Consider the following 11,809-nt stretch of genomic DNA (forward strand, 5'->3'; position numbering starts at 1 on the left):
ACACCCGGGCCTGGTTGCGCGACCCCGCCCCGCTGTTCCGCACCAATGTTGAAGGCCTTCGCCACGTGCTCGACGCCGCGGTGGCTGCAGACCTGCGACGGTTCGTCTTCACCAGCACCATCGGCACCATCGCGGTCAGCGCCGACGGCGGTCCGGTCACCGAGGCCGAACCCTTCAACTGGATGGACAAGGGTGGGGGCTACATCCGGTCGCGTGTCGAAGCCGAGAACCTGGTGTTGCGCTATGCCAGGGAACGCCAGCTGCCCGCGGTCGCGCTGTGCGTCTCGAACACATACGGCCCCGGTGACTTTCACCCGACACCACACGGTTCACTGGTGGCGGCAGCGGCGCGCGGCAAGTTGCCTGCCTTGGTCAAGGGCATGTCGTTGGAGGTGGTCGGTATCGAAGACGCGGCCCGCGCCCTCATCCTGGCCGCGGACAAGGGCCGCGTGGGCGAGCGCTACATCATCTCCGAGCGTTTCATCAGCGCCCGCGAGCTCTACGGCACAGCGGCGGTGGCGGGCGGCGCCAGACCGCCGCGGTTCGGGATCCCGCTGAAGGTCATGTACGCGTTGGGCCTTGGCGGAGACGTCGCTTCAAAGGCGTTCCGCCGCGACATGCTGCTGTCCACCCTGTCGGTGCGACTCATGCACATCATGTCCCCGATGGACCACGGCAAGGCCGAGCGTGAACTCGGTTGGCAGCCCGAACCCATTCACGACTCGATTCGCCGCGCCGTGGCGTTCTACCGAGGGCATTAGCCGTTGAGGCTTCCGGAGGATCAGTTGCTGATTGCAGGTGCCGCTCGCGAGAACCCGTCGTCGGTGAGCTGAGCGACGAGGAATGCGGCGATGTCGGCTCGCGACATTGCCGAGCCGATTTTGTCGCGGCCGAGAAAGCCCGCGCGCACAGTGCCTTTCGGCTTCCCGTTGTTCGGGCTGGTGATGCGGGCGATGGTCCAGTCGAGCCTGGACTGGGTGACGGCCGTCGTCATGCCGATGATGTCGGCAAGGGCGTTGGGGAACAGAAACCCAGCGATGATCGGCAAAGCCTTGGCCTTCAGGGTCGGCTCGTCTCGCTCGTCCGGTACCGACGGCGTCGCGAGCCCGATGAAGCGGCCGACCTCCTCGGCGTCCATAGCAGCCACGATGTGCTTGGTGCCGTCGGTGATCGGAGTGCCCTTGGCGCTTCGTTTCAAGGAGGGGCCGAGCGCGCTGATGACGGCGTCGGCCCCGTGGATCGACTGGCGGATTCGTTGCCCGTCGGAAAGTTCGCCGGTCACGTTGACCAGGCGGGGATCGACGGTGGTGAGCTTGTCGGGATTGCGCAGGTATGCGGTCACATCGTGACCGGCGTCAAGCAGGTCGTCGACGACCAGGGCTCCGATCTGTCCGGTCGCGCCGAACACGGTGACGTTCATTGCGTGCGGCGCCCGCTGAGCTTCCGCTGCGGTGCAAGGCACGCGGGTATGAACGCGCGGATCAGGCCTTCGTCACCGCCGTCCTCGGGTCTGCCCGGTTCGGCGGCGAGGCTGAACGCGATACGGGTCACCCAGTGCGCCATGGTTTCGGCGGTGAGATCGTCGCGGACCTCGCCGGCCGCCATTGCAGCTTCGATCCGTTGGCCGAGCGCCTGAGCGAGGTTCTCGCTCCAGACGTCGGACGCCTCAGCGGCGCGAAAGGTTCGGCCGAGATCGTCGTCACCGATGAGCAGTGCCATGGCGGGCGAACTGCGCGCCGCTTGCAGTCCGACCGCCACCGCGTTGACCAGTTGCTCGAGGAACGGTTCCGCTGTGTGCCAACAGGGTTCGGAGGCGTCGAGCACTCCACTGATCGCGCGTACGAACGACGCCGCCAGCAGCGCGTCCTTGGTGGGGAAGTAGTCGTACACCGTTCGGCGATGCACGCCGGCCCGGTTTGCGATGTCACTCATCCGGGTGCGACTGGGACCCCGCTCGAGATAGCAGGCCTCGGCCGCGGCGAGGAGGCGCTCGCGGGCCTGCGCCTCCCCGACCGGCGCATCGGCACCCCACGACGCTGCGCGACCGGTTGCAGGCACAACGCTCATCGAAAATCACTCCTAGTCGCCTCTTGACGCAGGCCACATCGTATCCTAGCTTGTGGTCAAGACCACAAAGACTAAAAAATGTGGTTTAGCATTTCGGAGCTAGAACAATGTTTACCTAGTAACCTATGTTCACGTGTGCAGGCCGAGCCAGCTTCGGGCACACGGTGGCCAAGTCAGCCCAGCCATCAGAACGGATGTGGCGCGATGCAGAAACCGATGACCGGGGTGCGCGTCCTCGAGGTTGCGCAGTTCACCTTCGTGCCCTCGGCGGGAGCAGTACTGGCCGACTGGGGCGCCGACGTCATCAAGATCGAGAATCCGGTGACGGGCGACGCGCAGCGGGGACTGGTCACGGTCGCCGGCCACTCCGCCACCGCGCCGGGGGTCTCGTTCGCCCCCATGGTCGAGGCGCCCAACCGCGGCAAGCGCAGTGTTGGACTATCCCTCGCACTCAACCAGACCCGACCGGTGTTCGAGGAACTCGTCAGGCGCAGCGACGTCTTCCTGACCAACCTGCTGCCTCAGGCGCGGGCCAAGCTTCGCATCGATCTCGATGAGATCCGGCGCATCAACCCGTCGATCGTCTACGTCGCGGGCAGTGGCTTCGGAAGCGAGGGACCCGATCGCGAGACGGGTGCGCACGACGTGACGGCGTTCTGGGCGCGCGCGGGCAATGCCGACGGCGTCACTCCGACCGACTCCGAGGTGCCGACGGGCATGCCTGCGGGCGCGTTCGGCGACAACATCGGCGGCATCACCATCGCGGGTGCGGTGGCCGCGGCACTCTACGGCAGGCAGGCCACCGGGCAGACCTCCGTCATCGACGTATCGCTGCTGGCCGTCGGGGCGTGGGCCAACCAGTCCAACGTCAATCTGGCCATGCTCTACGGCTGCCCGCTGCCCAAGATCGATCATCGCACCCAGGCGCCGGGCAACCCGCTCACCGGCGCCTACCGGTGCTCCGACGGCCGCTTCATCCAGCTGTCGATGCTGCAGCCGACTCGATATTGGGCTCCCGTGTGCCGGGTCTTCGGCCTCGCCGAGGCTGCGATCGACGAGCGGTTCGCATCCTTGGAGTCGTTGGCCGCTCACACCGATGAGGCCACCGCGTTGCTCGCCCACGCGATCGGTTCGCGGACCTACGACGACTGCACACGGCTGCTGAATTGCCTTGGTGGGCAATGGGCTCCGGTGCAGGACGCCTGGGAGGTGGCCAACGACGAGTCGCTGATCGCCAACGGGCGCATCGCCGACGTCGAGGACGCCAACGGTAACAAGCAGCGGCTGGTGGCGAACCCGGTGAAGTTCGACGAGGCAGCCGCTCACCTGAGCCGGGCGCCGATGTTCGCCGAGCACACCGATGAAGTGTTGCGGGAGCTCGGCATCGACGACCACGAGCTGATCGAGCTCAAGATCGAAGGCGCCATCACCTGAACACTCTCTAGGCGGTATCAGCCGCTGGCCCGGATCGCGGTGCGCAGCAGCGGGGCGAGGTCGCCGCGCAGGGTGTCCCACGAGTTGAACCGCAGGTAGTCGTGAGCGCCGAAGGTGTCCCGCAGGCGGATGTCGTCATGCTCAACAGCGCTCGAAGGGACGCGGGTGGTCGTGTCGTGCGTGGGTCCGTATTCCGAACTCGGCTGGCAGGTAGCGCAGGCAACGCTCGATACCGGTGCGCACTACGTCGATGTGTCCGGTGAGCCCGAGTGGGAGTTGCGACTTCGCAACGACATCGATATTCGCGCCCGGGCGCAGTCCCAGGTCTTCGTGCCGGCGTCGCTGACTCACTGCGAGCATAGCCAGACATGTCCTTGCATCTCGTAGATTGCGTAGCAATGGCGGCTTGCATCTGCTGCTATCGGAAATTCGTTGCCCTTACACTGTGGTTTGCGTTACAGTTCGACTTGAACAGCGTTGAAGTATGAGGTGCCGTTGATTCGTTCCCGGCGGGCTGGCTGCATGGGAGCGTGCGCATGGGCGGTCCAACCGACGTCACTGCGGCTTGGACTCAGCCCGGTCACGGCCATCGGTGGCGGACTGCTTGCCGTTCGCACAGCCCGTGCCATCTGTGTGGGAAAGGAATCCGCGAATGAGGGAGATCATTGTGGGGCTGCCGGATCCGCCCGTCCTCGTCTCGGAATTCAGTCCCGCGGTGATGTTGGTGTTCTTCGGCGCGACCGCGTTAGCAGCCCTCGGCCTGGCCTGCTACTGGGCAGTTACTCGGCGCGATGCGCTACCGATCGTCACGTGTGTTGGCGCCGCGATTTGTTCGTTGAATGAGCCGATTTTCGACGTTCTGGGCAAGATCACCTACGCGGAGAACAATCCGATGGCGTTCACCGCATTCGGCAGGGCGATCCCGTGGTTCCTTGTCGTGGGATACATCGCATGGGTCGGTCTGTTCCCCTATGTCATCGCGGGATGGATGGCGGCGGGATGGTCGAAGCGCCGGCTGTATTTGGTGTCGGTGCTCGGGATGCTGTCCGTCGTCGGCACCGAGGTTGTCAATCGGTTCGTACACGGGTGGAAGTACTACGGTGAGCCACCCCTGCAGTTCTTCGGCGGAGTGACCGCGATGGCGTCGGTGCCACTGGTAGCAGGCTTCCTGTTGTACGCATTGGCCTTGCCCGCAACGGGTTTCCGCCGGCTCATCTTCGGGCTGTTCATCCCCATCCTGTCGCTGCCAATGATGTTCGCATCGACGGGCTTTCCGTTGTACCTCGCGCTATACAACGATTTGCCGCCCGTATTCGACTATGCCGCCGTCGTTGCTCTCTTGGTGCTGATCTGGGCGGCCGTCGTCGGTACGGTGCACCTCACCGAGATGTGGCGTAACGGCGGTGGGCTCGTCTTTCAGCCCGTGAAAACGGGTCAATCAGTTGAGCCAAACCCTGTGATGGAGGACGTGTCGTGAATGGACGTGTAACAGTGCTGGCCGATGGAGGGATCCCGGCTCCGCCGCCGCTGGTCTCGGACGTCAGCCCTTGGCTGCTGCTCGGCATTTTCGCCGTCATCGTGGTCGCCGCCATCGCGTGGGCGCTGTCGCTGGCCGTCAAGAATCGGGACTTTCTGCCGATTGCCTGCTGTGCGGGCGCGCTAGTGGCCTCTTTTAACGAGCCGATCTACGACATCCTCGGCAAGATCGTCTACGCGGAAAACAATCCGATGGCGTTCGGTGCATTCGGCCGCGAAATACCGTGGTTCCTGGTCATCGGCTACCTTCCGTGGGTCGGCCTCGCCCCCTACGTCGTGTACAGGAAAATGGAATCCGGCATCAGCAGGCGGACATTGCACATTGCGGCGGCGGTGCTCTTCGTGTCGGTCGTCATTATCGAAACGTTCGGCAACCTGCTGCACCTGTGGCTGTACTACGGGGAGGCGCCGATGAAGTTCCTCGTGGTGGCACCCCAGCAGGTGGCTCTTCCACTGGTTGGCGGGTTCCTGTTGTACGCGCTCGCTGGTCAGGCGAGCGGGTGGCGCCGTCCCGCAATCGGATTCGTCGTCGCGGCTGTCGCGTTGCCCATCGTCTACGCCGGAGCGTCGTGGCCGGTCTATGTAGCGCTGTACTCCGATCTTCCCGTCGCGCTCGACTGGATCTTGTCTGTGGTGATGCTGGCACTGTGCGTCGGGATGGCCGTGGCAGCGACGTTCCTTGCCGAGAAGTGGGGGGCAGGACTGCGCAATCGTCAGAGCACTCCGCAGACGGATCCGGCGTTCGTCTGACATCCGCCACGCAGCGGCGGCGGCGATTTGCTTCTCGGATGCCTCCTGAACGCTGATGGGGTAGCGAGTACTGTTGTGGCGCAACGTATGTCAGCTAGGCGCTCGTCGTGACTCGTAGCCGAGTCCGATAGCGAGTGGATCTCGCGGCACGGAGCTAGCGTGTCAAGTCAACGCGATGCGGTTGCAACACAAGGTAAGTCAACGTCAATGACGCCCGATGTCGCGGATCACCGCCGTGGCCGCATGTTTCCCGGGAAGGCCCGAGATGCCGCCGCTCGGGTGGAATCCCGCCCCCGTGAGATACAGCCCTTTGAGCGGTGTTCGATAACCCGCGGTACCGAGGGCTGGACGAAGTGGTCCCATCCTCGTCGCCAGATGATCCACGTGGTAGAGGCATCCGTTCACGGTTGTCGTTCTGCGAGTGAGGTCGTCGGGCGTCTCGACGAGCCGACCGATTTCGAGCTCGTGGACGCCTGGCAGGATGGCTGCGACTTGGTCGACGAGTAGCTTCGCCGCCTCGTCGCCACGCTGGTCCCACCCTCCCGATGCGGCGACTGGTGCGGGGCTGTAAAGCTGTACGGTGTCCTCACCCGCCGGTGCCTGCGAGGGGTCCATCGCCGTGAAAATGGTGCACCACCACGGAGATTCGGTCGGAAGCTCACCCCGTGCCGCTTGTTCGCAGCTCTTCATGACCTGATCGAACGAGCCAGTGAACAGCGCGGGCTTCCGTAGGTCGACGTCATCGCGCGATGGCTGATGGGACGGGAGTTCCAGCCGTCCTGATAGCGCAAGGTTGACCGTCAGGGTTGCGACACCCCCTGCATTTGCGGGTGCCCCACGAAGACGTTCCGCGAGTCTTGGCGGGAGGCCGTCACCGGTGAGATCTGGCACACGCTGCGGGGGAATTGCGGTGACGACGGCATGACGTGCCGCGACGGATGTGCCGTCGCTGAACTCGACGTCCGTGGCGCGTTCTCCGTCGTGTCGGATCTTCGACGCCGCGAGACCGGTCCGTGCGACGCCGCCGTGCGATGTCAGGCACTTCTCGAGTGCGAGCACCAGACCACCCATGCCGCCGATGGGTCGTGCCGCTCCCGCCCCGTGCAGGGAACTCGTCCCCAGCAGAGCGAGCGCGCTGCCTTCTGCCGTCGGGGCGCCGAGAATCGTGGCAATCGATGCGAAAGCACCGCGCACTTGCGGAGACTCGAAGGTCGAGGTGATCGCGTCGGCAGCCGTTCCTGTGAGCAAACCTCCGAGGGTCGAGCGAAGTGTGCGGTCGCAGACCATCGCCCGGAGGCCCGCTGTGATAGTTCCAAGGGACGGCCTGCCTGGCGGCCCCGACGCGTAGCGGCCTTGGAGCTGGACAGCCTTCAACGCGACTGCGACGAGTTCCCGGTAGGCCGCTGCGTCCCGCTTGCTGAAGCGTGCGATGTCGTCGGCGGTTCGTCCTACGTCTGCACGGAAGAGCAAGGATTCACCGTCGTCGCCTAGCCAGGCCCATCCGACGCTGTCGACCTCGCGGTAGCCGAAGCGTCGCAAGCCGAGGTCTTCGACGACGCCGCCGCCGCGCAGGTACACGTTCTCGTAGGCACCCGGGTTGATCATGTGGTGCGGAGCGGCGTCGATCAACGGTGCGCTCAGAGCCATTCCCCCGAGGCGGTCGTGGCGCTCGACGAGCAGGACGGATTGCCCGGCGCGAGCGAGGTAGCAGGCAGCGACGAGGCCGTTGTGGCCACCCCCGATGACGACTACGTCGACGGTCTCATTCGCGTACGCGGCCACCCAACCAGAATACGCATATGCACGTCGTCGGCGGCCAAGAATCGGATCGTGCGGTGAAATCACGTCATTGGTATGCGCATGATGCATTTGATTCTGCTCTGTCAATTTTACGGTCAGTGTTGACTGAATAGTGGAACTGGGTTAGCTTCAACGCGTCCGCCGCGCGGAGCACTGCCGCACCCGCTGTGCGGCGTCCAGTCGAACCCACGAGCGCGGGTTCCGACGACCCACGTCCACCGAGGAGAGGTGAATTGTGTCCGACCAGGCATACATCTACGAAGCGATTCGCACGCCCCGCGGCAAGGGCAAGGCCACGGGGGCACTGCACGGGGTCAAGCCGGTGGACCTGGTGGTGGGTCTCATCGACGAACTCAAGGTTCGCTTTCCGGATCTGGACCCCGGCTACATCGACGACGTGGTGCTGGGCGTCGTCGCTCCGGTCGGCGACCAAGGCGCGGTCATCGCACGCAGCGCTGCCCTGCAGGCGGGCCTGCCGCAAACGGTCGCCGGTGTTCAGGTGAACCGTTTCTGCGCCTCGGGCTTGGAGGCGACGAATCTGGCGGTCCAGAAGGTGCGAGCGGGTTTCGAGAATCTGGTCATCGGCGGCGGCGTCGAGTCGATGTCGCGGGTGCCGATGGGCTCCGATGGCGGCGCCATGTTCAATGACCCTGCCTTCGTCTACGACCACTACATCGCTCCGCAGGGCATCGGGGCCGACCTGATCGCGACGATCGAGGGATTTTCACGCAGCGACGTCGACGCCTATGCCGTGCGGTCGCAGGAGCGCGCCGACGCGGCGTGGTCGGGCGGTTACTTCGCCAAATCGGTTGTCCCGGTGAAGGACATGAACGGTGTGACGATCCTCGACCACGATGAACACCGCCGACCGGGATCGACGGTGGAATCCCTGGCGGCCCTGAAGCCGTCCTTCGCCGGTCTGGGACAGCTGGGCTTCGACGCTGTCGCGATGCAGAAGTACACCTCTGTGGAAAGAATCAACCACGTTCATCACGGTGGCAACTCCTCGGGCATCGTCGATGGCGCCGCTGTCGTGCTGATCGGAAACGAGAAGGCGGGCACGCAGTTCGGGATGCAACCTCGGGCACGGGTCGTCGCGACTGCGGTGACGGGCTCTGATCCCACGATCATGCTGACCGGTCCGCAGCCCGCTGCCGAGAAGGCCCTGGCGGTGGCCGGCCTGTCCATCGAGGACATCGACCTGATCGAGCTCAACGAGGCGTTCGCGTCGGTCGTGCTGAAGTTCCAGCAGGACATGAAGATTCCCGACGAGAAGCTCAACGTCAACGGGGGCGCCATCGCAATGGGCCATCCGCTCGGGGCGACCGGCGCGATGCTCGTCGGCACCATGGTCGACGAGCTCGAACGCCGCGACGAACACCGCGCATTGATCACCCTCTGCGTGGGCGGCGGCATGGGTATCGCCACCATCATCGAGCGGGTCTGACAGGAACAGGGAGCGACGAAGCGATGAATACATCTGTGCCCAAGACAATTCGGTGGGACCGGGGCAGCGACGGTGTCGTCGTGCTGACCCTGGATGATCCCGCACAATCGGCGAACACCATGAACACCGACTACGTCGAGTCGATGGCCGTGATCGTCGACCGGCTGGAGGCCCAGAAGGACTCCATAACCGGCGTGGTGATCACCTCGGCGAAGAAGACCTTCTTCGCCGGTGGCGATCTCAACGAACTCGTCGCGTTCACCGCCGAGGATGCGCCCGCGATCACCGAGCACGTCAACCGGATCAAAGCCCAGCTGCGGCGCCTGGAGACCCTTGGCCGCCCCGTCGTGGCGGCCATCAACGGCGCGGCGTTGGGTGGCGGGCTCGAGATCGCGATGGCGACCCACCACCGCATTGTGGCCGACGTCAAGGGTGCGGTCCTTGGACTGCCCGAAGTGACACTGGGCCTGCTGCCCGGCGGTGGCGGTGTGGTGCGCACCGTCCGGTTGCTGGGAATCCAGACCGCATTGACCGAGGTGTTGCTGCGCGGTCAACGCTTCGGTCCGGCGAAGGCCTTGCAGCTGGGACTGATCGACGAAGTGGTCGCGTCGACCGACGAACTCCTCGACGCGGCGAAGGCCTGGATCGTGGCGAACCCGGAGGCCAAACAGCCGTGGGACATCCGCGGATACGCCATTCCCGGCGGTGCTCCGTCCAGTGCGGAGTTCGCCGCGACGCTGCCTGCCCTGCCGGCGGTCCTGCGCAAACAGCTCAACGGCGCGCCTGCACCGGCGCCGCGGGCGATTCTGGCGGCCGCCGTGGAGGGCGCTCAGGTCGACATCGACACCGCGTCGCTGATCGAGACGCGCTACTTCGTGCACCTGGTGACGGGTCAGGTGTCGAAGAACATGATCAAGTCGAACTTCTTCGACCTGCAGACCATCAACTCCGGTGGCAGCCGCCCGCAGGGATTCGACACGTTCACCGCGACCAAAGTCGGAGTGATCGGTGCGGGAATGATGGGCGCGGGCATCGCCTATGTGTCGGCCAAAGTCGGTATCCCCGTGGTGCTCAAGGACATCAGTATCGAGGCGGCACGCGCCGGTAAGGCCTACGCCGAGCGACTCGAAGCCAAGGCCCTGGCCAAGGGCGCGACGACCGAGGAGCGGTCCCAAGCGTTATTGGACCTGATCACACCCACCGACAGCGCGAGCGATTTCGTCGGCGTCGACTTCGTAGTCGAGGCGGTGTTCGAGAACGTCGAGCTCAAACACTCGGTGTTCAAGGAGATTCAGGACGTCGTCAATCCAGACGCGGTGCTGGGGTCGAACACGTCGTCGCTGCCGATCACCACTCTGGCCGAGGGAGTGGACCGGCGAGCGGATTTCATCGGTATCCACTTCTTCTCACCGGTGGACAAGATGCCGCTCGTCGAGATCATCGCCGGCGAACACACTTCGGCGCAGACCCTCGCCAAGGTCGTGGACTTCACGCTGCAGATCCGCAAGACGCCAATCGTGGTGAACGACAGCCGCGGCTTCTTCACCAGCCGGGTCATCATCACCTTTCTCGGCGAGGCCCTCGCTGCCCTCGGTGAGGGCGTGGACCCCGCCGTCATCGAGCAGGCGGGAGCTCAGGCGGGATATCCGGCGCCACCTCTGCAGTTGTTGGACGAGTTGACGTTGACGCTGCCGCGCAAGGTTCGCGCTGAGGCTCGGGCCGCGGCCGAGAGCAGCGGCGGAACCTGGGTCGAGCATGGAACCGACAACGTCTTGGCAGTCATGATCGACAGGTACGACCGCAAAGGCCGCTCAACGGGATCGGGTTTCTATGACTACGACGAGTCAGGCCGGCGCACGGCATTGTGGCCGGGCCTTCGGGATGCGTTCGGCACCGGCACAACTGACATCCCCTTCCGTGACATCCAGGAACGGATGCTGTTCGCCGAAGCGATCGAAACGGTCCGATGCTTCGACGAGGGCGTGCTGACCTCAGTCGCCGACGCCAACATCGGGTCGCTGTTCGGCATTGGCTACCCGGCCTGGACCGGTGGAGTACTCCAGTACATCAACGGCTATCCCGGTGGCGTAACAGGTTTCGTCGATCGCGCCCGCCAACTCGCCGAACACTACGGAGTTCAATTCACTCCGCCTGACTCGCTGCTGGCCAAGGCCGCGGCCGGCGGTACCTACGACTAGAGGACAAGTCGGCGAGTCGCGATCGCTTTCGACTGTGCAAGCATGCAGCAGAAGAAAGGAGCATGATGGCGGAGAGCGCCGAGGGCACCCAGAAGCAGACGCAGCAGGAGCGTAGTGAGATCTCACGTCGCCGGGTCCTCGATGCGGCGGTCGAGATTCTGAGCGCAGAGGGATATTCGGCCACCAGTACCCTGCGTATCCAAGAGGCAGCCGGAGTCTCGAGAGGTCGCCTGCTGCACCAATTTCCGTCACGAGACCTACTGCTCGTCGCAGCAGTCCAGCATCTAGCGGCGTCGCGGATCGACGATCTCCGGCATCGTGACGACTGGTCCGACGATCCGCTCACACGGATCGACCAGGCAGTCGACACCATGTGGAGCACATACCACCAGCCCTACTTCTGGGCAGCGACGGAATTGTGGTTGGCGGCGAGATCGAATAGCGAACTGCGCCAAGCGCTGCAGCCCGAGGAGAGACGTCTGGGCCGGCTTCTTCGGGAATCCACCGACGCGTTCTTCGGAGCCGAGCTGTCCCGACAACCGAGCTACCGTGCGGTGCGGGAAGTCCTCATCGCGGC

General features: G+C 64.7%; 10 protein-coding genes. 7 read left to right on the forward strand and 3 right to left on the reverse strand.

The annotated features are described in order from the left end of the window. The coding region (locus QOC69_RS11090; protein ID WP_526439320.1) for an NAD-dependent epimerase/dehydratase family protein at nucleotides 1-761 on the forward strand (761 nt) is incomplete at its 5' end. Between the two features lie 20 nt (nucleotides 762-781). Here QOC69_RS11090 and QOC69_RS11095 read toward each other — a convergent pair. Continuing rightward, nucleotides 782-1,420 carry an NAD(P)-dependent oxidoreductase gene (locus QOC69_RS11095; RefSeq protein WP_526439322.1) on the reverse strand — a complete coding sequence of 213 codons (639 nt, stop codon included), beginning with the start codon at nucleotides 1,418-1,420 and terminating at the stop codon, nucleotides 782-784. Next, nucleotides 1,417-2,067 carry a TetR/AcrR family transcriptional regulator gene (locus QOC69_RS11100; RefSeq protein WP_526439324.1) on the reverse strand — a complete coding sequence of 217 codons (651 nt, stop codon included), beginning with the start codon at nucleotides 2,065-2,067 and terminating at the stop codon, nucleotides 1,417-1,419. Before QOC69_RS11100 ends, QOC69_RS11095 begins: the two co-directional genes overlap by 4 nt. 204 nt (nucleotides 2,068-2,271) lie before the next feature. Here QOC69_RS11100 and QOC69_RS11105 point away from each other — a divergent pair, with 204 nt between their 5' ends. The 3 genes from QOC69_RS11105 (at nucleotide 2,272) to QOC69_RS11115 (ending at nucleotide 5,787) form a co-directional block, all read left to right on the forward strand. Further along, nucleotides 2,272-3,501 (forward strand): CaiB/BaiF CoA transferase family protein, encoded by a 1,230-nt coding sequence (locus QOC69_RS11105; protein ID WP_526439326.1) that lies wholly within the window; start codon nucleotides 2,272-2,274, stop codon nucleotides 3,499-3,501. Nucleotides 3,502-4,153: 652 nt separating this feature from the next. Further along, entirely contained in the window at nucleotides 4,154-4,978 is an 825-nt protein-coding gene (locus QOC69_RS11110) for a hypothetical protein (protein ID WP_526439328.1), read from the forward strand. Then, nucleotides 4,975-5,787 carry a hypothetical protein gene (locus QOC69_RS11115; protein ID WP_526439330.1) on the forward strand — a complete coding sequence of 271 codons (813 nt, stop codon included), beginning with the start codon at nucleotides 4,975-4,977 and terminating at the stop codon, nucleotides 5,785-5,787. Before QOC69_RS11110 ends, QOC69_RS11115 begins: the two co-directional genes overlap by 4 nt. 204 nt (nucleotides 5,788-5,991) lie before the next feature. Here the strand turns inward: QOC69_RS11115 and QOC69_RS11120 are convergent, their stop codons facing one another. Continuing rightward, on the reverse strand, nucleotides 5,992-7,569 hold the full coding sequence (locus tag QOC69_RS11120; RefSeq protein WP_526439332.1) for a phytoene desaturase family protein: 1,578 nt from the start codon (nucleotides 7,567-7,569) through the stop codon (nucleotides 5,992-5,994). Between the two features lie 253 nt (nucleotides 7,570-7,822). Between QOC69_RS11120 and QOC69_RS11125 the strand changes: the two genes are divergently transcribed. The 3 genes from QOC69_RS11125 to QOC69_RS11135 all read left to right on the forward strand — a co-directional run. Further along, nucleotides 7,823-9,034 (forward strand): acetyl-CoA C-acetyltransferase, encoded by a 1,212-nt coding sequence (locus tag QOC69_RS11125; RefSeq protein ID WP_526439334.1) that lies wholly within the window; start codon nucleotides 7,823-7,825, stop codon nucleotides 9,032-9,034. Between the two features lie 23 nt (nucleotides 9,035-9,057). Continuing rightward, a complete protein-coding gene (locus QOC69_RS11130) occupies nucleotides 9,058-11,232 on the forward strand; it encodes a 3-hydroxyacyl-CoA dehydrogenase NAD-binding domain-containing protein (RefSeq protein WP_526439336.1) in 2,175 nt (724 codons plus the stop codon). Nucleotides 11,233-11,297: 65 nt separating this feature from the next. Further along, a partial coding sequence (locus QOC69_RS11135) for a TetR/AcrR family transcriptional regulator (protein ID WP_526439338.1) occupies nucleotides 11,298-11,809 on the forward strand: 512 nt, incomplete at its 3' end.

The organism is Mycobacterium sp., assembly GCF_032162105.1.
Classification (GTDB): domain Bacteria; phylum Actinomycetota; class Actinomycetes; order Mycobacteriales; family Mycobacteriaceae; genus Mycobacterium.